19 protein-coding genes, 1 tRNA gene and 2 pseudogenes are annotated in these 21,325 nt (G+C 57.8%); 8 read left to right on the top strand and 14 right to left on the bottom strand.

Annotated elements, in window-relative coordinates:
• Positions 1 to 14: 14 nt before the first annotated feature.
• The 8 genes from GOV88_RS08095 to GOV88_RS08060 all read right to left on the bottom strand — a co-directional run bounded on the left by GOV88_RS08095 (position 15) and on the right by GOV88_RS08060 (position 9,623).
• Positions 15 to 1,160 (bottom strand): iron-containing alcohol dehydrogenase, encoded by a 1,146-nt coding sequence (locus tag GOV88_RS08095; RefSeq protein WP_171240081.1) that lies wholly within the window; start codon positions 1,158 to 1,160, stop codon positions 15 to 17.
• Complete coding sequence (locus GOV88_RS08090) at positions 1,157 to 2,539, bottom strand: aldehyde dehydrogenase family protein (protein ID WP_171240080.1); 1,383 nt, start codon at positions 2,537 to 2,539, stop codon at positions 1,157 to 1,159. Before GOV88_RS08090 ends, GOV88_RS08095 begins: the two co-directional genes overlap by 4 nt.
• 93 nt (positions 2,540 to 2,632) lie before the next feature.
• Positions 2,633 to 3,994: a glutamine synthetase family protein gene (locus tag GOV88_RS08085; RefSeq protein ID WP_171240079.1), complete on the bottom strand. Its 1,362-nt coding sequence runs from the start codon at positions 3,992 to 3,994 to the stop codon at positions 2,633 to 2,635.
• A 56-nt stretch (positions 3,995 to 4,050) separates the two neighbouring features.
• Positions 4,051 to 5,736, bottom strand: a complete 1,686-nt coding sequence (locus GOV88_RS08080; RefSeq protein ID WP_171240078.1) for a Na/Pi cotransporter family protein — start codon at positions 5,734 to 5,736, stop codon at positions 4,051 to 4,053.
• A gap of 148 nt (positions 5,737 to 5,884) precedes the next feature.
• A complete protein-coding gene (locus tag GOV88_RS08075; protein ID WP_171122063.1) occupies positions 5,885 to 6,919 on the bottom strand; it encodes a TRAP transporter substrate-binding protein in 1,035 nt (344 codons plus the stop codon).
• A 51-nt stretch (positions 6,920 to 6,970) separates the two neighbouring features.
• A complete protein-coding gene (locus GOV88_RS08070; RefSeq protein WP_171125354.1) occupies positions 6,971 to 8,290 on the bottom strand; it encodes a TRAP transporter large permease subunit in 1,320 nt (439 codons plus the stop codon).
• Positions 8,287 to 8,859 (bottom strand): TRAP transporter small permease subunit, encoded by a 573-nt coding sequence (locus tag GOV88_RS08065; RefSeq protein WP_171122061.1) that lies wholly within the window; start codon positions 8,857 to 8,859, stop codon positions 8,287 to 8,289. Before GOV88_RS08065 ends, GOV88_RS08070 begins: the two co-directional genes overlap by 4 nt.
• Positions 8,860 to 8,867: 8 nt before the next feature.
• Entirely contained in the window at positions 8,868 to 9,623 is a 756-nt protein-coding gene (locus tag GOV88_RS08060) for an N-formylglutamate amidohydrolase (RefSeq protein ID WP_254449193.1), read from the bottom strand.
• 155 nt (positions 9,624 to 9,778) lie between these two features.
• On the opposite strand from GOV88_RS08060, the gene GOV88_RS08055 reads away from it, so the two are divergent.
• Entirely contained in the window at positions 9,779 to 10,648 is an 870-nt protein-coding gene (locus tag GOV88_RS08055) for a MurR/RpiR family transcriptional regulator (RefSeq protein ID WP_171122060.1), read from the top strand.
• Between the two features lie 75 nt (positions 10,649 to 10,723).
• Positions 10,724 to 11,479: pseudogene (locus GOV88_RS20750) on the top strand (hypothetical protein); the annotation flags it as partial.
• A 7-nt stretch (positions 11,480 to 11,486) separates the two neighbouring features.
• Here GOV88_RS20750 and GOV88_RS08045 read toward each other — a convergent pair.
• Positions 11,487 to 12,161 (bottom strand): TIGR04283 family arsenosugar biosynthesis glycosyltransferase, encoded by a 675-nt coding sequence (locus GOV88_RS08045; protein ID WP_171240076.1) that lies wholly within the window; start codon positions 12,159 to 12,161, stop codon positions 11,487 to 11,489.
• A 72-nt stretch (positions 12,162 to 12,233) separates the two neighbouring features.
• Here GOV88_RS08045 and GOV88_RS08040 point away from each other — a divergent pair, with 72 nt between their 5' ends.
• Positions 12,234 to 12,971 (top strand): folate-binding protein YgfZ, encoded by a 738-nt coding sequence (locus GOV88_RS08040; RefSeq protein WP_171240075.1) that lies wholly within the window; start codon positions 12,234 to 12,236, stop codon positions 12,969 to 12,971.
• A 105-nt stretch (positions 12,972 to 13,076) separates the two neighbouring features.
• Complete coding sequence (locus GOV88_RS08035) at positions 13,077 to 14,021, top strand: ABC transporter transmembrane domain-containing protein (protein ID WP_171240074.1); 945 nt, start codon at positions 13,077 to 13,079, stop codon at positions 14,019 to 14,021.
• 58 nt (positions 14,022 to 14,079) lie between these two features.
• On the opposite strand, the gene efp is transcribed toward GOV88_RS08035, so the two are convergent.
• Entirely contained in the window at positions 14,080 to 14,643 is a 564-nt protein-coding gene (efp, locus tag GOV88_RS08030; protein WP_170325421.1) for an elongation factor P, read from the bottom strand.
• A 218-nt stretch (positions 14,644 to 14,861) separates the two neighbouring features.
• Between efp and GOV88_RS08025 the strand changes: the two genes are divergently transcribed.
• A complete protein-coding gene (locus GOV88_RS08025) occupies positions 14,862 to 15,182 on the top strand; it encodes a DUF6280 family protein (protein WP_037310273.1) in 321 nt (106 codons plus the stop codon).
• Between the two features lie 74 nt (positions 15,183 to 15,256).
• On the opposite strand, the gene GOV88_RS08020 is transcribed toward GOV88_RS08025, so the two are convergent.
• On the bottom strand, positions 15,257 to 15,826 hold the full coding sequence (locus tag GOV88_RS08020; RefSeq protein ID WP_171240073.1) for a cobalamin biosynthesis protein CobQ: 570 nt from the start codon (positions 15,824 to 15,826) through the stop codon (positions 15,257 to 15,259).
• A 62-nt stretch (positions 15,827 to 15,888) separates the two neighbouring features.
• Between GOV88_RS08020 and GOV88_RS08015 the strand changes: the two genes are divergently transcribed.
• The gene (locus GOV88_RS08015; RefSeq protein ID WP_171240072.1) at positions 15,889 to 17,346 is read left to right on the top strand and encodes a cobyric acid synthase; all 1,458 of its coding nucleotides are present in this window, start codon (positions 15,889 to 15,891) and stop codon (positions 17,344 to 17,346) included.
• A 3-nt stretch (positions 17,347 to 17,349) separates the two neighbouring features.
• Here the strand turns inward: GOV88_RS08015 and GOV88_RS08010 are convergent, their stop codons facing one another.
• The 3 genes from GOV88_RS08010 to GOV88_RS08000 form a co-directional block, all read right to left on the bottom strand.
• Positions 17,350 to 18,078, bottom strand: a complete 729-nt coding sequence (locus GOV88_RS08010; RefSeq protein WP_171240071.1) for a hypothetical protein — start codon at positions 18,076 to 18,078, stop codon at positions 17,350 to 17,352.
• A gap of 75 nt (positions 18,079 to 18,153) precedes the next feature.
• A complete protein-coding gene (locus GOV88_RS08005; RefSeq protein WP_171122054.1) occupies positions 18,154 to 19,572 on the bottom strand; it encodes a TolC family outer membrane protein in 1,419 nt (472 codons plus the stop codon).
• Between the two features lie 95 nt (positions 19,573 to 19,667).
• A complete protein-coding gene (locus GOV88_RS08000) occupies positions 19,668 to 20,321 on the bottom strand; it encodes a protein-L-isoaspartate O-methyltransferase (RefSeq protein ID WP_171240070.1) in 654 nt (217 codons plus the stop codon).
• 225 nt (positions 20,322 to 20,546) lie between these two features.
• On the opposite strand from GOV88_RS08000, the gene GOV88_RS07995 reads away from it, so the two are divergent.
• Together GOV88_RS07995 and GOV88_RS20745 are read left to right on the top strand one after the other, a co-directional pair.
• Positions 20,547 to 20,620: transfer RNA gene (locus tag GOV88_RS07995), tRNA-Cys, on the top strand.
• 236 nt (positions 20,621 to 20,856) lie between these two features.
• Positions 20,857 to 21,222: pseudogene (locus GOV88_RS20745) on the top strand (Arm DNA-binding domain-containing protein); the annotation flags it as partial.
• Positions 21,223 to 21,325: the final 103 nt, after the last annotated feature.

Here is a 21,325-nt window from a genome sequence, read left to right as displayed (position 1 = left end):
TGTCTGCAAGCCTGTTACAGCGCGGCTTTGAACAACGCGGTCAGGTTGTCTTCGGTCAATTCAATCGGGTTGCCGCCGCAGGACGGGTCGATGATCGCGCCTTTGACCAGTTCGGGGACCCGTGCTTCGGTCACGCCCAGATCGGACAGTTTGCGCGGGATGGCGAAGCTGTCGTTGAACTCCTGCACAAAGGCGCGGAAGCCGTCAAAGCCGCCCTCAATGCCCAGATAGGCCGCGGCCTGCTGGAAACGGTCGGCGATGGCGGGGGCGTTAAAGTCCAGAACGGCCGGCATACAAACGGCGTTCGTGGTGCCGTGATGGGTGTTGAACACCGCGCCAATCGGGTGGCTCATCGCGTGTATCGCGCCAAGGCCCTTTTGAAACGCCGTCGCCCCCATCGCCGCCGCGCTCATCATCTGGGCGCGCGCTTCGATATCGGAGCCGTCTTTATAGGCACGCGGCAGGTAGTCCTTAACCAGCCGCATCCCCTCCAGCGCGATGCCTTGGGACATGGGGTGGTAATGCGGGCTCGAGAACGCCTCGACACAATGGGCGAATGCATCCAGACCGGTGCCTGCGGTGATGAACTTGGGCATACCCACGGTCAGCTCGGGGTCGCAGATCACGACCGTCGGCAGCACTTTCGGGTGGAAGATGATCTTTTTGACATGTGTTTCCGAATTGGTGATGACGCTTGCGCGCCCCACCTCGGACCCCGTCCCAGCCGTGGTCGGCACGGCGATGATCGGCGCGATGGCATCGGCATCAGCACGGGTCCACCAGTCGCCTATATCCTCATAATCCCACACCGGACGAGTCTGGCCGCACATGAACGCAACCATTTTGCCCAGATCCAGCCCCGAGCCACCGCCAAAGGCAATCACGCCGTCATGGCCGCCCGCATTATAGGCGGCAACCCCGGCTTCGAGGTTCTTTTCATTGGGGTTCGGGTCAACGTCGCTGAACAGACCGCGGCCCAGTCCCGCAGCCTCAAGGATATCCAACGTCGCCGTCGTGATCGGCAGATCGGCTAGCCCCTTGTCAGTCACCAGCAAAGGGCGTTTCATCCCGGCAGCTGCGCAAGCTTCGGGCAATTCCTTGATCCGGCCAGCGCCAAACTTGATCGCGGTCGGATATGACCAGTTTCCAACAAGGCTCATGATGTCACCTTTTTCAGATGGTAGGATTTGGGACGTGTGAGGTTGTGATAGCCGATGACCGACAATCCCCCTCCGCGCCCTGTATTCTTGCAACCGGTCCAACACAGGCCCGGGTCCAGATAGTCCGCCCGGTTCATGAACACGGTGCCGGTTTCGATCTGGTCCCCCACCCGCGCAGCACGATCCACATCGCGGGTCCAGAGGCTGGCGGTCAGGCCAAACTCGCTGTCATTCATCAGCGCGATGGCTTCTTCGTCGGACGAGACTTTCATGATGCCCACCACCGGGCCAAAGCTTTCGTCCCGCATCACGCGCATATCATGGGTGACATTGGTCAGGATCTGCGGGGTCAGGTAGGCCCCGCCATCATCCTCGGCGAAGGTCTCGATATGGGCCACCGCACCCGCCGCGACCGCTTCGGCAATCTGCGCGCGCACCTCATCGGCAAAGCGGACATTGGCCATCGGACCAATCGTCGTCTCGGCATCCAGCGGGTTGCCTAGCTTATAGCCGTTCACGACCCCAACCGCCTTGGCAACAAACGCATCGTAAAGGCTCTCATGCACATAAATCCGCTCGATCCCGCAACAACACTGGCCCGAGTTAAACATCGCCCCGTCGATCAACGTATCCACGGCCGCATCCAGATCGGCATCCTCCATGACATAGCCAGGATCCTTGCCGCCCAGCTCGGTGCCAACGCCGGTAAAGGTGCCCGCCGCCGCGCGTTCCATCGCCTGCCCGCCACCGACCGAGCCGGTGAAGTTCACAAAATCAAACGCCCTGCCCGCGATCAGATCATTGGTCACGTCATGGCTGAGGAACACGTTCTGAAACACATCCTGCGGCACGCCCGCTGCATGAAATGCCTGCGTCATCCGCTCACCCACCAACAAAGTCTGCGTGGCATGTTTCAACACCACCGCATTGCCCGCAATCAACGCAGGGGCGACCGTGTTGATCGCCGTCATGTAAGGATAGTTCCAGGGCGCCACTACAAAAACGACCCCATGCGGGATACGCTTTATATAGCGCTTAAAGGTCTCATCCTCACCCACCGCGATATCAGCCAGCGAAACCTCGACAATCTCGGCCATATGGCTGGCACGCTCATTGAACCCACCGAACTCACCGCCATAGCGCACGGGGCGACCCATCATATGCGCAAGCTCGGGCACGATCTCATCATTCATCGCACCCACAGCAGCCACGCCTGCCATCACAAGGCGGGTCCGCTCCTGCAACGGACGTGCCGCCCAATCCGCCTGTGCCGCCCGCGCCAGCGCAGCAGCCTCAAACGCCGCCTCAGCCGACAGCACTTCACGCTCTGCATAAACCGATCCATCAATCGGCGAGACACATTTCAACATCTGCCCCATCTTCACTCCATTTCCGAAAGAAGCAGGATCCCCTGCTTCATCTGGCCAAAAATATCCCGGGGGTCTGGGGGCAGAGCCCCCAGCCAACCCGTCTCAAGCCCGCTCAAACCCGCGCGCGATTTCCCAATCGGTCACCACACGCTCGAATTCTTCAACCTCGACCTCTGCCGCACGGGAATAATGATCGACCACCTCGTCGCCCATGGCAGCCCGCAACATGGCTGACCCATACAACGCATCCCGCGCCGCACGCAGATTGCCGGGGATCATACCCGTTTCGCCCTGATAGACGTCTCCCTGCGTCGGAGGCTGCAACTCCAGCCCCTCTTCAATCCCGGCAATCCCAGCGGCCAGCATCCCTGCCATAGCCAGATAAGGGTTCATGTCCGAACCCGGAATACGGCACTCTACCCGTACCGCCTTGGTACCATCCCCACACAAACGGAACCCCGCGGTGCGATTGTCCACCGACCAGATGATCCGTGTAGGCGCAAAGGTGCCCTTCATGAACCGCTTATAGCTGTTAACGTACGGTGCCATGAAATAGGTGTAATCGGCCGCGTATTTCAACAATCCAGCCATGTAGCTTTTCATCAGAGCCGACATGCCCAGCGCATCCGACTTATCGAAAAACGCCGGTTGCCCATCCGCCCAAAGCGACTGATGCACATGGGACGAACTGCCCACTTTCTCATGATGCCATTTGGGCAGGAACGTCGCCGCATGACCATGCTGCCACGCGATCTCTTTCACCGCGTTCTTGGCAATCGAGTGATACTCGGCAGTGTCCATCGCCGCCGCATATTTGATGTTCAACTCTTCCTGCCCGGTCTCGGCCTCCCCTTTCGAATTCTCGACCGGTATGCCCGCATTCCACAGATGGTTGCGGATCGGACGCATCACATGCTCTTCCTTGGTGGTCTGCAGGATGTGATAGTCTTCGTTATAGCCCGAGATAGGCTCCAGATCGCGGAAGCCCTCCTTGCGGATCTGGTCAAAGCTTTTCTCGAACAGAAAGAACTCCAACTCGGTGGCGCACATTGCGTCATAGCCCATAGCCTTCAGCCGGTTCACCTGCTTTTTCAGAATGGACCGAGGCGCATGGGGTACTTCCTCATGCGTGTGGTGATCCAGCACATCGCACATCACCATAGCGGTGCCCTCAAGCCACGGCACCGGGCGCAGAGTGCTCAGGTCGGGCTTCATCACGTAATCGCCATAGCCGCGTTCCCAACTTGTGGCGGCATAGCCATCGGGGGTCGCCATCTCGAGGTCTGTCGCCAGCAGGTAGTTGCAACAATGGGTCTCCTCCCATGCGCCAGCCACGAAATGCCCTGCATGGAAACGCTTGCCCATTAAGCGCCCCTGCATGTCGACCATGCAGACTAGCACGGTATCGACCTCACCGGCTTCGACCTTGGCTTTCAGATCGTCCAAACGTGCGTCATTGCCCATCCCGTTCATCCTTTGTTATTTTCTGGGGCTATCGCCCCAAACTCTGTCCCGCGGCCCTAGTCTTCGACCGCTTCGTTTTCCATTTCCATCACCAAACGTGTTTCCAGCACCTGCCCGCTTTGATAGAGGATCGGATAGGCGACGGCGGCGATATGCCCGTGCAGGTCACGCATGGCGCGCAATGTTTCAAGATGCAGATCGCTAGAGGCGAAGCTCTCGGCCTGGCCTCTCTCAAGCCGTTTCAGATGCGCCTTGCGGCTCTTCCGTGACATCCGCTTGACCTCGACCTTGTCCAGCACCAATCGGCGCGCGCAATCCATGTCATCAACCAGCAGCACATGCCGAGCAAGCGAGAAACTAGCCAGCACAGTCGCGTGCAGATCCTTGAGCTCCTTCCAGCCCTGCGTCGAAAATTCGGTACGTTCAGTGTGTTTGATCTGCGCGGTTCGGGTCATGCGGTTGGATACCACGTCGCCCGCAGCCTCAAGCCGGATCGCGTATTCGACCAAGCCGCGTGCCGCCTTGATCTGCGCCTTGCTCATGTTCTGGCGCGGCATCCGGGCGAAAAAACGTCGGATTTCGGTCAACTGCGCATTCACCCGTTCATCTTGCTGCCACAGGGCCGAGATCGCGTCGCTATCATCCTGTTCGTAGATATCTAGAACCGGGCGGAACATGCGCTCGACCTGCGTGACCATCTGCAACAGCTCATGCCGGACCGAGGACATCGCGACATTCGCCCCTGACGCGCTGGGATCGTTCAGTGGGCTCAGCGCGTACGAGAACTGATCCATCACGCCTGCCTCGTCCTTTGGCTCGGGCAGCAACAGCGTCATCGGGCGTTCCAACCAATTTACGAACCCTGTGGCCAGCACGAATACGGCAAGGTTGAACCCGATATGGGCCAGGATCAACGACTGCCCTGCCCCGGCCGCCATAAGCGCCTGATGCGCGCCGGTCACGTTGACCGCGATCAGCATCACCAGCGCCGCACTGCCGCGCAGCAGAAGGTTGGCCAGCGGAATGCGACGCGCGGAAACCGTCAGGTCACGCGTCAGCCAGATCGGAATGAAGGCCGAACCCAGATTGGCCCCAAGCACCAGCGAAAGACCAGCCGCAAAGGGGATTGCTCCGACCTGAACCAGTGTTACGCACATCAGGATCGTCGCCACGGAACTGTGCATAACAAAGGCCAAAACAGCGCCCACGATGAAGGCGCTGAAATAGTCGCTTTCCAGATAGCCCGCGATCGCGGGCAAAAAGGCGCTTTCGCGGATCGGATCAACCGCATCCCGCAGGAACTGCAATGAGACCAGAATGAACGCAATGCCAAGAACAATGCGCCCGATCAGCCGCACATTGGCGCGATCGGATTTGAGGTAAAGCCAGCCACCAAGCGCCAGCAAAACGGGTTGCAGCCAGCCAAGATCGTAAGACAAAACCTGAATGACCAGCGCAGCCCCCAGATCCGCACCCAGCACCCCGGCCAATGCGATGCCAAAGCTGACCATGCCAGCCGCCGCAAAACCGGTCAGCAATACCGTCACCGCGGCCGAGCTTTGCAGGATCGTGGCCAGAACCATACCGGCCCCACCTGCAACAAATACGTTTGAATGGCGCGTCAACAGCGACTGAAACAACGCACCAAAGCGCCGTTCGATGCCCGTGCGGACCAGCCGCACCGCAAAAAGCAACAACATGGTTGCCGCAAAAATCTCGATCAGGAACCCGGCGATTGCCATTTGCCTATACCCCACGGACTCGGTTCACGCCAAAGCGTGACCGGAGCGTTCTTGTCTGTTTCGGAGGCAAGCCTAGCATTGGGGACAGGGGTTCCAGTGGTTCAATACCGGCACGCGACCGAGGCCGCGCGCCGTAGTCGCTTGGATTTTAGCCGTAACGATAAGGCCGCCCGGCCTTGAGCATGTCGGCGTTATACTGCTTGAAGATCTCGACGACCTTCGCCTTGGTCTCGGACTCGGCTGCGATTTCATCCCAGAAGGCAACGGCCGCTTCTTCAACCGTCGCCCATTCTTCATCCGGGATCGAGGTCAGCTGCATCTTATCACCGTTGACGCGCAGGCTGGCCTCGCCACCCCAATACCACCACTGACGATAGTAGTGCGACTGGTCACAGCAGACGCGGAAAAGGGTCTGCAGGTCTTCGGGCAGCTCGTTCCAGCGATCCATATTTGCAAAGAACGATCCCGCCCATGCGCCCGAGATGTTGTTGGTCAGGAAGTAGTTGGTCACATCCGCCCAACCGACAGTGTAGTCCTCGGTGATGCCGGACCATGCGATGCCGTCCAACTCGCCGGTCTGCACGGCGACTTCGATATCTTCCCAAGGCAGGGTCACCGGCACGACACCAAACTGGCTTAGGAAGCGGCCCGCTGTCGGGAAGGTAAAGACGCGCTTGCCTTGTAGGTCGGCCAGGCTGTTAATCGGGTCTTTGGTGGCAAAGTGGCAGGGGTCCCATGCACCGGCGCTGATATGCTTGACGCCGACCTTGGAATATTCCTCGTCCCAGATCTCGTTCAGGCCGTACTGGTTGAACAGCACCGGCACGTCCAGCGAATAGCGCGACGCAAACGGGAAATAGCCGCCGAACACGGTGACTTCGGTGGGCGACGCCATCGAGTCATCGTCGGACTGAACCGCATCAATCGTGCCCTTCTGCATGGCGCGGAACAACTCTCCGGTCGGGACAAGCTGATCGGCATAGAACAGCTCGATCTGCATCCGGTCGCCAGCGATCTTGTTGAACATCTCGATCGCGGGGTCGATCACATGGGCGGCAAGCGCAGGACCGGCATAAGTCTGCATCCGCCATGTGATCGTGCTCTGCGCCAGTGCAGGCGCAGCCAGAGGTGCGGCGGCAACACCTACCCCGGCTGTTTTCAGAAACTTACGTCTTGTTGTCATGTCATTTCCTCTCTGTTGTAGGTTTTCGTGCCGCTTGGACGGGCATTCTTGTTAATTTCCATAGACATAGCCGGGCAACCACAGGGCGATTTCCGGGAAGATCATGATGATCGTCAGCGCCAGCACCATCACCGCGACAAACGGAAAGATCGAGCGGTAGATGTCGCGCAGCGTGATCTCAGGCGGGGCCATGGCCCGCATCAAGAACAGGTTATAACCGAATGGCGGCGTCATATAGGCGATCTGGGTGGTGATCGTATAAAGCACCCCATACCAGATCAGATCAAAACCCAACGCTCCCACCAGCGGCACATAGAGCGGCGCCACGATCACCAGCATCGCCGTGTCGTCCAGAAACGTGCCCATGACGATAAAGCTGAGCTGCATCAGGATCAGGATCATCCACGGCGACAGGCCCAGTTGATCGGTGAACAGATTGTCGATGGCTTTCACCGCGCCCAGCCCATCGAACACCGCGCCAAAGCCAAGGGCGGCGAGGATGATCCACATGAACATGCATGAGATTGCCAGCGTTTGCTTGGTGCAATCCTCGAAAATCTTCCACGTCATGCGCCGTTTGACAACCGAAACGACTAGAGCAGTCAGCGCCCCGATCGCCGAGCTTTCAACAAGCGAAGTCCAGCCGTTCACAAACGGCACCATCATCGCGGCAAAGATGATCAGCGGTAGCGCACCGGCGCCCAATAGGCGGATTTTCTCGGCCCTCGGCACCTCATGCGCGTCTTTCATTGCGGGGCCAAGTTCGGGCTGAATACGGCATCGGATCCAGATATAGAGGATGAACAAGCTTGCCATCAGCAGTCCCGGCACGATCCCGGCCAGCCATAACTGCCCCACCGGTTGCCGCGCGATCATCGCATAAAGCACCAGCACAACCGAGGGCGGCACCAGAATGCCCAGACTGGACCCGGCTTGAATAACACCCGTCACCATCGTCTTGTCATAGCCCCGCCGCAGCAGTTCCGGCAGCGCAATGGTTGCGCCAATGGCCATCCCCGCGACGCTGAGACCGTTCATGGCCGAAACCAGAACCATCAGGCCAATCGTGCCGATCGCCAACCCACCATTCACCGGCCCCATCCACACATGGAACATCCGATACAGGTCATCGGCCAGACGGCTTTCCGACAACACATAGCCCATGAAAATGAACATCGGCAGGGTCAGCAGCGGATACCATTTCATCAGCTTCATAGCGGCCGAGAATGTTATGTCCTGCCCGCCCGTTCCCCACAGGGCGAGCGCAGCGACAGTAGCGACCGCGCCGATCGCGCCAAAGACGCGCTGACCTGTGAACAGCATCAGCATCATCGACGCGAACATGAAAATGGCAATGTATTCCTGGCTCATGCCCGACGAACCCCGATTTCCTGCCCGTTGATCCGGGCTATGTCTTTGAAGAATTCCGATATCGCCTGTAGCAGCATCAGGAAGAAGCCGAACACCATGATCGCCTTGACGGGCCAGATATAAGGCCGCCACGCGGTCGAGGATCGTTCGAGGCGCCCGATCTCTTCGCTGCCGGTCAGCAGGCCGGTGAAGTACGAGATCGGCGAATCCCCCCAATAGCCAAGGCTATAGGCGGTTGATCCCAGCCCGCCGTAAAACAGCACGCCCAGATACAAGATCAGCAGCAAAACGGTGAAGGCGTCGAACCACGCTTTTTTCGTGTGGCTCCAATTGTGATAGAACAGGTCCATCCGCACGTTCGACCCCAGTTGAATCGAATATGGCCCGCCCATGATGTAATAGGTCACCATCGCGAACTGCGCCATTTCCAGCGTCCACAGCGACGGCAGGAAAAACGTCTTCGAGATCGAAGACCACAGCAGGATTCCCATCATCACGAACAGGCCCCACATCATCACCCGCCCGATCCTATAATTGATCGCATCGACGACGCGGACATATGAGCTCATGACCCGGATCACATCGCCACCTTCTTTTTGATGCCCGACAAGACACTTGCAATCCACGGAACCAGCGCGTCAGCCACAGCCGATTGCTGTTCAGGCGTTTCGATCAGGTCGTTGCGGATTTCGATCATTACGTTCAGCAACCCGCGCGGCGCGGCCTGCGCGTCCAGTGTATGCGCAACACCATCGACGGCCGAATAGGGCTCGTTCAAACGGGTGACGTATGGGTTCTGGGCTGGCTGTTGGGCCATCATTGAGGTCGCGAACCGGTCATCCTCTCCGTGCAGGATACCCAGTTCCACCTTACGCTTTTTGCCAAGATAAATAGGCGTGAAGCTGTGAACAGTGACCATCAACTCTAGCGAGCGCCGATACTGGTCCAACACTTCCGACAGGGATGCACGAAACGGCTCATAAACCCCCTCGATACGCGCTTTACGCTCTTGCGAAGACAGGTTCGCATTGGCCGGAATGTCCCAGTTCTCACTTTTTACCGGCATGGCCCCGGCGGCTTCGGGCGGGCGATTGCAGTCGTAAACCAGACGCGACACACCGCCATAAACCAAGGGGGCCGACATGCGCACTGCCATCAGCTTTGCCACAGCCAATGCGCCGGGATCCCAGGCGATATGGCTTTGCAACGCATCTGTCTCCAATCCCATGTCCCCAAGACATACAGGGATTCGATTGGACGCGTGCTCACAAACCAGCGCCACCGAAGGCGCATCGTCTGCCAAATCCGTGTGAACGACTTTTCCGAAGTCCAATTCTAAGCCCTGCGATTCCATGCGTGATCGTTGTGGAAAAATTTCCACACTCGGCAATCTCCTGTCAATAATTTTCCTGTATAAATTTTTCCACGCTTGATCTTGATGAAAAATTGTTCACATTATGCGCCTGTCGCATACAGGAGGATCGTTCAGTGCGGGTGACGGACAGGCTGCTGGCCCATCGGGACAAGATGACCCCTTCTGAACGGCAACTCGTCAGTGTTCTGCTGGATGATTACCCGATGGCCGGGCTGGGCAGCATCACCGAATTGGCCAGCACCGCCTCGGTCTCGACCACCACGGTCGCGCGGATGCTGCAAAAAACCGGGTTTGACGGCTACCCTCAGTTTCAGGCCGCCCTGCGCGGCGAGGTGAAAGAGATGATCTCGGGGCCCGTCGCCAAGCGCGACGTCTGGCAGAATGACCTGCCCGAAGAACACATCCTGAATCGCTATTCCCAGCAATCCCTTGCCAACCAGAAGCGCACGATAGACGAAGTTGATCCCGGCGAATTCGATAGCTTTTGCAACCTGTTATCGGACCCGGATCGGCGGATTTTCATCACCGGGGGGCGAATAACGGGCACCTTGGCGCAGTACCTCTATCTGCACTTGCAAATGATCCGGCCCGACGTCCGGTTGCTGCCCGTTGCGGCCTCGTGGACGCATGATCTGCTGGATGTTCGAAAAAATGACGTTCTGGTTGCGCTGGACGTGCGCAGGTACGAGAACGCGACCATGTTGATCGGACAGCTTTGCCAGGAACGCGAGGCCGAGATTGTGCTGTTCACCGACCAGTGGCGCTCGCCTATTCACCGGCTCGCCAGGCACACGTTTGCGGCCCGGATTGCCGTGCCTTCGGCCTGGGACTCGATGGCTTCGATCCTTGCGTTGATGGAATGCGCCATCGCTGAAGTGCAGGAGCGGCTTTGGGATTCGGTCAAGGAACGCACTGACGAATTGGAGCAAGCCTTTGACCGCACAAAACTATTTCGGAAGTTTGGCCAAAGCTCTGGCTCTTGATTTCTGATCCGACAAAAAGAACAACAGCCCGTGAAGAGTGTTGCCACGTCGTGAACGCGTCGTCACTTTGTATGCATGACGTTTATTGCCGACAATCAACTGCCCCTGTTAATCCTGTTCTTTCTGATTGGATCGGTTGGAACCGGGTTTCTGTTCCGTAAACCTGCTGGCCACCGTGCGTGGAAACTGGCTGATCTCGTTTGGGTTGTTCTGGGCGGAATCGGTGCCTTGGTTGCTGTTCTTGCGGGGTTGTACACCTCGGACAGTTCGCGGCTGGACCGGCAGATTGACGTGGCTTATGCCGCAACGCTTGCGTTCGACCGGGATGCCGCACGGTTCCGGCTGCGCTTTTGCGACCCCGCCTATGACAAAGATATCGGGGTTTTGTGCGACAAGGTGGAGTTCCTGTCGGCGTCCACCGCCAGTAATTCCGAGCTTCCGTTGTTTATCGCCGTCACCAACGAGGTCGCGCCGCTTCAGGGTCTGCATTTCCTGTTCGGACAAAGCGCAAAGGCCGAGCAGGACGATATGCGGGCAATGGCCTCAAAGGTTGAATCCTTCGACTTAGATCAGTTTCTGGTTTTCACGTCACTCGACGAAGAAACGCAGGCTGCAATCGACAACATGCGCCGAAAAGTTCCGGCAATCGCCGGGGACTATGTCATTCTTGCCCAGAGTTATGACGATCTGATCGCGCAGGTTGGGAAGCTAAAGGACGAATGGGAATACCTGCAGGCCAATGCACATATTCTGGTGCTCCAGATCGTCGCCCTCTGTCTGGTTAGTTTCGCGGCCCCGTTTCGGCTGGGTAAGTCGATCGTTGAACTGCGCACAAGCCTCAGCGCCGGTATGACTGAGCCAGCCGTTCGGGATCACCACCCAGAAAATACCGCGTCAGTGTCCACAAGTTCCGCGCACCCCGACGGGCCCACCCCACCCTCTGATACCGATCCGCACTTGTGAAGGCACTAACGGGTAACAGGGTTATACCCCGCAGCCGACGCGCCAGCGCAACATCCTCCATTAATGGCTGGTCCGGGTATCCCCCTGCATCCATGTAAGCCTTGCGCCTGATCAAAAGCCCCTGATCGCCATACGGCAACCGAAACAGGCGGCTGCGCAAATTGGCCCAACCCGCAACCCACGCAGGCGCAAACCCCGCAGCGCGGAAAGCAAGACGAAAGGCAGCCGGGCCGCCGGTCCGCAAGTGATCACCCACGGCCTTGCTCCACCCTTCTTGCAAGACGGTATCCGCGTGCAAAACCAATAACCATTCAGCCTTGGCCAATGCGCATCCGCGCTGCAGTTGTCCCCCGCGTGACGCAGCACCGGTCACAATCTCGGCCCCGGCGTCATCGGCAATTTCCAACGTAGAATCGGTAGAGCCACCATCAGAGACAATCAGTTCCCGGATTAGTCCGGTATGCAGCCCCTCCATCAAAGCCTGCAGCGTTTCAGGAAGGCTGTCCGCCGCATTCAGCGTAGGGATGACGATGCTGATCGGCGCTGGCATGATTGAAACCCTCTGGTCTTGTCGGCGTGAACTCCTATATCACGTGGCTCAGGGAAAAGACGAGGACGTAACATGCCCAATCGCCGCATCCTGCGCTTTGGCGGCGCGGACACTGACAGTTTCCTGCAAGGACTGGTGACAAATGACATCGCCGGGATGGAACACGGGATCGTCTACGCCGCGCTGCTGACACCTCAGGGCAAGTATCTGGCAGATTTCTTTCTGCTGCGGGACGGAGAGACCGTTCTTCTGGACGTGGCAGAGGAACTGGCTGACGGTCTCGTCAAGCGATTGAACATGTACAAGCTGCGGGCCGATGTCACGATCGAAGATAGCGGCCTGAACCTTCAACGCGGCACGGGCCCTGCCCCCCAAGGCGCGCTGTCGGATCCCCGTCATCCCGAAATGGGCTGGCGCATCTACTCGGAAAGCGCCGAGGGCAACGACGGCACCGATTGGGACGCGATCCGCGTGCGTCACTGCATTCCCGAGACTGCAATCGAACTGACACCTGACAGCTATATCCTTGAATCCGGTTTCGAGGTCTTGAACGGTGTCGACTTCAAAAAGGGCTGCTATGTCGGGCAGGAAGTCACCGCGCGTATGAAACACAAGACCGAGTTGCGCAAGGGTCTGCGCAGCGTCCGGGTCGGCGGCGCGGCCCCGGTCGGGGCGGAAATTCTGTCCGATGGGAAACCCGCAGGCACGCTGTTTACCCAGTCTGATGGTCGGGGCATCGCATATCTTAGACTGGACCGCGCCAAAGGCGATTTAACCGCTGACGGGGTCCCTATCACCGTTGAGATTTGATTGTTGCCAATCCAGCACGGCGTAACCCACGGTTTTTGAGGTATAGTTTGAACACGCCCAAAGGCGCTGCCACACTGTGCGCAGGTTCAAGAACCGGAAAAACAAATGTTCAAACTATACAGAGCGATCTGGCGTGCCAGTGCCGGGCGTCAGATCATCCTTATTATTTTATCCATAGCCATCGCGGGTCTGGCTGCTGTGCCGCTGGAGTTTCAGCGCGACATCATCAACCACCTGACCGAGGATAACGTCGACACGGATCACCTGATCTATCTCGGAGGCGGCATGATGTCCGTTATCCTGCTGAGTCTTGCTCTGAAATGGTTGCTGGGCTTTCGGGCTGGCACATTGGGCGAAGACATGATCCGCATGATCCGGCAGCGGCTGCTATTGCGCTCATCGGATCTGGGTGAAACGGGCGGGACCGTTCGCAAGGGAACAATGACCACCGCAATCTCGGCCGAAGCCGAAGAGCTGGGCAAATTTGCAGGCGGGGCGTTTTCGGACCCTGTGGTGCAAGTGGGAACTCTGATCAGTGTGATCGGGTATATTTCATCGACGCAGCCGGGACTTGGCCTGATTGCATTTTCGATGATTGTGCCGCAGATCGTCATCGTTCTGATCTCGCAGCGCAAAGTAAACACCTTTGTGGCCGAGCGCGTTCATATCCTGCGCAGCGCGACCGACAAGCTGACGGTCGAAGATATCGACGCCGTCGCACGAGACATCGAAGCGCAGTTCGACGAAATCTTTGAGACACGGCGACGTATGTTTTTGTGGAAACTGTCCGCCAAGTTCCTGCTTAGCGTTATCAACGGCGCGGGCACCGTCGGCGTTCTGATGCTGGGCGGTTATCTCGTTTTACAGGGCAAAACGGATGTGGGCACTGTGGTCGCCGCTGCCAGCGGCCTAAGCCGTATCCAAGGACCAACCGCCTTTCTGATCGCGTTCTACCGGCAAGTCAGCTCCAATCGCATCAAGTACGAGTTGATGCTGGAATTGTTCGGCCCCAATCCTGAACAATATCGGAACCCAAGAAGGTTAAGATAAAAAAAGACCGCGCGGCCCCTGCCGTCGCGGTCTTTTTCATTTCCATCAAGGCAACCGTTTAGGCGCGCTCGGAATATTCCATGGTTTCGGTGTTCACGACGATCATCTCATCCTGTCCGATGAACGGCGGCACCATGACCTTAACACCATTGTCCAGAATTGCCGGTTTGAACGAATTCGCAGCGGTCTGACCTTTGACGACCGGCTCGGTCTCGACGATCTTGCAGGTCACTTTCTGGGGCAACGTGGCGTTTAGCGCCTCGGATTCGTAGAACTCGACCACGATGGTCATGCCGTCCTGCAGAAACGGGCGGCGCTCGCCCAGCAGCTCGGCAGGCAGTTCGATCTGTTCGTAAGTCTCAGAGTCCATGAACACCAGCATACCGTCAGATTCGTACAGGAACTGCTGGTCCTTCTGCTCTAGCCGCACACGTTCAACTTTATCCGCCGAACGGAACCGTTCGTTCAATTTTGACCCATTCCGCAGGTTGCGCAATTCGACTTGCGCAAAAGCACCGCCTTTTCCGGGCTTTACATGATCGACTTTTACGGCTGCCCACAGACCGTCATTATGCTCAAGCACATTGCCGGGGCGAATTTCGTTCCCATTTATCTTGGGCATGACATAAATCCTTCACAAACGGTTGATGCGTAAGTTGCGCTCCCTATATCTGGCGTGGCTGCACCTGGCAAGACAACGAGACCTTGTGCTGCAGCTGCAGCAAGCCATGCAAATGACGCAACGCAACTATGCATATTAGGTGTATCCGAATCGCACTTAATCGGTCATAAGGACCGTCACGCCGAAAATGCAAGAGCAAGAACAACAAGGAAGACGAGATGAGAGATTTCGTTGACGGCACCGCCTTTAACAATGAGCAAGGCAACCGTGCTCGTAAACTTTTCGCAGCCGTTGTGTTGGCTGCACTGGATGACGCAATCGCCGACGATAAAAAGTACGGCAATGGCCCCGAACAGATCGCTCGGTGGGCCCGCTCGCGCGATGGTCGCGAGGTCCTGTCTTGTGCAGGGATTGACCCGAACGAACGCGTTGTCAGCGGACTGATGGAGTTCGTTGGTCGTGGTGTACGCACCTCGGTCGCCCTGTCGCGCGAAGAGAGCGAGCGTCGCAACGCTGCACAACAGGCAGAAGCAGCCTGATCAAAACTTCTGGTCGAATGAAAAAGCGCGCTCCTGCCACTGGAGCGCGCTTTTCGTTTGCCCCAAGCGTTGCGTCAGAAAAACAGCAACCACTGTCGCGCGACCCAAACCTCGGCGCACAGCATCATGGCAAAGAACACCTTCGCCGACCATGCCATGCCCCGCCGCCACAGTAACAGATAAGACACCGCGCACACTGTCAGTGACACAGGTGCCACCCAATAGGCGTGGTGTGCGCTGTCCCAATAACTGACTGGGCTGTCAAAGACCCACGAGCTGAACGGCCAGAACTGGGGCCGCCCGTCCCCGGCATGCAACAGAAAGTCCAGTAACAGATGCAGCAAGCCAGCCGACGCGCCGACGATCAGCGGCCTGATGCGGAGCCAGCCCCCAGCCAATAGCACCAATCCCCAAACAAAAAATGAGTTGTCGATGGCGAATACGGTCTGCCATTCCGTGGAATAATAAAGCTGACCGAAAACCACCTGCTCAGGAATCCCCAAAACGAACAAAGACACCCCGGCCATCAGGTAAAGCGACACGTCCGGCAGCGCAGAGCCTAGCAAAGTAGCCCACAAAATCCGCCCACGAGGAGGATTGGCAAAGGCAGCAGCCCCGATCAAAAGATGTGCAGGTGTGTTCATCCGGGGCTTTTCCTCAGCCATCAAATCGGGTCATGTGCCCTTCAGGTTATAGGAGACTCGGCATGGTTCGCGCCATCATGATTCAGGGCACCGGCAGCAATGTCGGCAAGTCGGTTCTGGTGGCAGGATTGGCCCGAGCCTTTACGCGGCGCGGCCTGCGTGTCGCACCGTTCAAGCCGCAAAACATGTCAAACAATGCCGCCGTCACCGAAAACGGGGGCGAGATTGGGCGGGCGCAGGCATTGCAGGCCCGCGCCGCCAAACGACCAACGCATACCGACATGAACCCGATTCTGCTGAAACCTGAAACGGATACCGGCGCTCAGGTCATCATACAGGGCCAACGCGCCGGGACGATGAAAGCCGGAGATTACCGCAAGGACAAATCCAAGCTGCTGAGTGCTGCCTTGGAAAGCTTTGACAGGTTGTGCGACGACGCCGATCTGGTCCTGATAGAAGGCGCCGGAAGCCCGGCTGAAACCAACCTGCGCAAAGGCGATATTGCCAACATGGGCTTCGCCTGCGCCACCGGGGTTCCGGTGGTTCTGGTCGGCGACATCCATCGCGGCGGCGTGATAGCCCAGATCGTCGGAACACAGGCCGTGCTTGACGCGGGCGATCTGGCCATGATCCGGGGCTTCGCGGTCAACCGTTTCAAGGGCGATGTTTCGCTGTTTGACGAAGGACGAGATGACATAGCAGCGCGAACCGGATGGCCTTGTCTGGGCGTCGTTCCTTGGTTCCACGATGCGTGGCGTCTTCCAGCCGAAGACATGATGGACATCCGCTCGCATAGCGGTGGGGCCTGTAAAGTCGTGGTCCCGCAACTGGAGAGGATGGCGAATTTCGACGATCTTGACCCCCTGTCCGCCGAACCGGGCATCACTGTAGAGATCGTGCCTGCTGGTCGCGCTCTGCCTGGTGATGCTGATCTGGTGTTGTTGCCGGGCAGCAAATCGACCATAGGCGATCTGGCCTATTTCCGCGCGCAGGGCTGGGATGTGGATCTGTATGCATATGTTCGTCGGGGCGGCCATGTCTTAGGCTTGTGTGGCGGGTATCAAATGCTGGGCAAGACAATCGCAGACCCGGACGGGGTGGATGGTCGCCCGGGGACTGTCGAAGGCTTAGGCCTTTTGGATGTCGACACGGTGATGTCGGGGCAAAAGACGCTCACCCTGCGCAGCGCCCGAACTGTCCCGGGCGGAGAGCCGGTACAGGGTTATGAAATTCACATGGGTAAAACCGAGGGGGCCGATTGCCGACGCGCCTGGTTGGAAATTGGCGGGCGGCCAGAAGGCGCCACCGACAAGACCGGCCGCATTCGTGGCAGCTATTTGCACGGCATCTTCTCTTCTGACGCATTTCGCGCCAGCTACTTGTCACAGCTCGGCGCAGCATCGGATTTAGGCTATGAAGATGGGGTTGAGGACACACTCGACGCGTTGGCGGACCATCTTGAAACGCATATGAACCTGGATCAACTGCTGGACCTTGCAGAGAGTCCTACGCACGGATAAAGGTCAATCCGGCTTGTGTTCGGCAAGCGCCCGATAAATCTCGCGCCGGACCATTTTGCGGACGTTGCGCGTAATCCGCTCACCCAGAACGCCTTGCAGTTCCTCACGCACAACCTGCGCTATCAGGTCACGTAACGCGGCCTCATCAAGGGCGGTTACGTCCCTGGGCTGTTCAGTGGATGATACAGCGGCAGCGGTCACTTCGGGATCGCGAATGAACATTGCCTTCGTTTCGGAAACCTGGGATTCGGCCTCGGGCGCAGAGTCATCATTGTCGGCGCGGACATCTTCCTTGGCGCTGCTTGCTTCCTCATCCGCGCTCCATTCCAGCGACGTCGTGCGCGTGCCGGAATACTCGTCCTCGCTGTCGCCGTCCGGTTCCCACTGATCTTCGGTGCGGGCAATTGCAGCTTCCAGCGCCTCAATCTTCGCGCTCAAACTATCCGCTGGGTCAGTGCTTTGCTGTTCTTCGGCGACAGGTTCGTCACGCTTAACAATGTCGCTGGCACGCAGGACCATTGGCTTGATGGACGCATCCGCGGTGTATTCCGCCTCGTCTTCGTCCTCCGCTGCTTCGCTTACGCGCAAAGCATCCGTTAGGACCAAGCGACCCGGCTTTCTGGACATGGCTGTTGGAACAAGGTCCGGGATCTTGCGGCCTTCTTCACCGACCAGCCGTTTGATAGAGGACAAAACGTCCTCTACGCTCCCATTTACCACCTTGTCCGTCATCTTTTCACTACCACTCTGTCCTCAGAATCGAGTGTAGCCAAACACTTCGGACCTCACAACCGTCAGCTTGGACCCTCAGTCGCGACGCAACGCTTTCAGCACGCGATCCAGATCCTTGCTCTGCTTGCTGACCTGCGCCGGCGCGCGCTTGACCAGGTTGTAGTAGAGCGTCGGGTCATAGATCTGTACAGCAAGACCAAGCCGCTCGGCCGTTAGCAGACCTTGGGCCTGCAGCAAATCATAGGCCGCACGTGATCGCTCTGTGCGTGATCCAACCTCGGTCAACTGCGCGTTCAGCAAGTCCTGCTGAGCGTTCAGAACGTCCAGCGTGGTCCGAGCGCCCAATGTCGCCTCTTCCCGGATACCGTCAAACGCGACCTGCGAGGCGCGAACCTGTTCCGTCGACGCCCTCAGACTTGCGGTTGCGGCCTGAAAACGCGCATAGGCATCTGCCACGCCCTGCGTGATGTCTTTTTGCACGTTCAACAGGTTTGCGCGCGAGGCGTCGCGGGTCGCCATAGACCGACGCACGTTTGCCGCCAGACGGCCACCAGCATAGATCGGCTGGTTGAAGTTCAGCGAAATCGACGCGTCTTCGAGGTTGTCATCATTGTCATAGCTTTCGCGAATACCCGCATCCGCGTTCAGGCTCACGTTCGGGCCAAGGTTGGCACGCTGCTGCTGCACGGCCAGATCAAATGCCCGCACCTCGTGCTGCGCGGCCAGAATTGCGGGGTGGTTCCGCTGAGCGAAGGCGATCGCTTCAGATTCCGAACCAGAAAGGTTCGGCAGGCTGGGTTGGCCCGCTGTCGCTCCCGGCGCCTTGCCCACGGCGTTCACATATTCCGCCTGCGCGCGGCTCAGGTTACCGCGAGCAATGGCAAGTTCCGCCTGAGCACTGGCAAGCTGCGCTTCGGACAGCGCAACGTCGGTTCGTGTGACTTCGCCTACGTCGAAACGATCCTGAGAAGCCCGAAGTTCCTCGGCGGACACATCGACATCGTTAAGCTGAATCTGAACGGTTTCTTCTTGAAGAACGACTTCCAGATACGCATTCACGGCGCGGAACAGGACAAGCTGTTCAATATCAATCAGGTTCTGACGGGTGGACAGAACGATTTCCTGTGCAGACTGTTTGCCCAGAACCGAGAAGCCGCCATCATAAATCAATTGGCTCAGCGTCAGTCCGGTGAAAAAGGACGATGGTTCGTTCCTGACTACGACGTCATCCGTGGTGGAACGCGTGTAATCCTGACTGACCTGCACCGTCCAGTTGATGATCGGCCGCAGCGCAGACAGGGCAATTGCCACATCTTCGTCCGCTGCACGCAGCAGCGCGCGGTTCTGTTCCAGCAATCCGCTTGTGTTATATGCACCAATGAAGGCGTCGGTCAGATTATCTGCCCAAACCGCCCGTCCCGGAACAACGCTGAGCGCGATACCAGCCGTAAGCGCCAAGGCCTTGACCAGCTTACCTCCCGACTTAGAACTCATAACGAAATCCTCTCAAATCAAAATTACGCAGCCCTAGGCGCAGTTTGCGCCTTTGTTTTCAACTAATCAAGGCAGCAGAATAATCTGCCGTAGAATTATAGCGAAAATGCACGATCCGCGGAAAATGCCTGCAATACCGGCGCATTGGCATTAAAAGCATGGCGCCAGGTCACCCGACCTCCGGATTTATGGCCGATGCGGACCGTTCCCAGCTCACCTTCCATGAAAAGGCAAGCAATCCGGCCGTGTTCTTTGAGCTGATCAATAATGGCGTCTGGCACCTGCTCGACCCCGCCCTGGATCATGACCACGTCGTAAGGCCCATGCTCGGTCGCACCTTGCGCCAGCGGTCCGACATGCACGATGGCGTTGTCTGCGTCCGCCTCCATTAGGACAGTCTGAGACTCGGCCGCAAGGTCCTCGTCTTCCTCGACACCGACAACCAATTGCGCCATGCGCGCTGCAACTGCTGTTGAATACCCCATTGCCGAGCCGACATCCAAAACAATTTCATCATTAGAAATGTTCAGCGCATCCAATATCTTAGCCAGGGTCCTAGGCTCTAGCATACAGCGCCCCGCACCCATATCTATCAATCCTTCGACATAAGCCGCCTCGCGCTGGGAATCCGGCACGAAGTTCTCTCGTCTCACGTTCAACATCGCGTCGATAATGGGAAACTTGGTCACATCAGAGGGTCGAATCTGTGTATCAACCATCGTGCGGCGGCGGGCTGCGAAGTCTGTCATTGGATCGCTCGTATCTTTCCCTTGGATGATGCGCTTGTGCCATATCAAGGAGGAACCAGCAACGGCCAGCGCAGAGAACTTTTGCCGCAGAACCAATATTTCCCGCGCACCTACAACCAACCAGAGCGTTCTGCATGAATTTTTGAGGCACCCCTCTGGACGCCCCAGACGAAAGCTGTTAAAACGCCCCCCACACCACAGCAAGTATTTGATTTTACTTGAAAAGGCGAGTTGGCGGAGTGGTGACGCAGCGGATTGCAAATCCGTGTACACCGGTTCGATTCCGGTACTCGCCTCCAAATCTTTTTCCCCTTAAAAACAAGCGTTTTTCTGCAACAGTTGGGCGGAAAAGGTTAGGACAAACGGAGAACAGAGTTTTCGTCTGTGACCGCCGAAAACCGTCTGTAACCGCCCCTGTCGCGGAAAGTTTGCGGAATGAACTGGCACAATTGTTCCCAATCAATACGTTGGATGGACCCGGATGCAAAAACGTCTTTGCCCCAATAGCAGTTGACCATTTGACAGGACACTAGCCGTGAACAGACCCACGAGTACACTGAAGGCCGAGGCCCTTGCACTCATCGAAGCAGCCCTCGACGTGAAGTTCCGGGACGATGCCCTTCGCTCCGCGCTTCAGGCAGCGGCCGCCTTGGCCCAACCTCAGAGCGCAGCCGGTAGAAGCCATCTAGAGTATGAGAAACTTGCCCCAGGCGGGAAGTTGACTTGCAAGGCCAACCCGGGGCTTCTGATGCGTCATGGTCGCCGGGACGGGCGAGTCTGGTTCTTCCGCTACCGCAACGATGTTGGGTTGGAGAAAGAATTGAAGCTGGGCGCATTCCCCCGCGACCTCTCTGTAGCTGAAGCCCGAGTAGAAGCACAACGCCTACGGGAACTTCACAAATCCGGGCAGTCCCTGACCCTGACGGAACCTGAAATCACTTATACGATGATGGATCTCTGCGATCAGTACATCGCAGAATATGCACTGGGTGTTAATGCCCATA

Origin of the sequence: Ruegeria sp. HKCCA5491, assembly GCF_013034565.1 — a bacterium.
Lineage (GTDB): Bacteria > Pseudomonadota > Alphaproteobacteria > Rhodobacterales > Rhodobacteraceae > Ruegeria.
The sequence above is the reverse complement of the archived record's forward strand: the minus strand, read 5'-3'. Positions and strand labels throughout refer to the sequence as shown.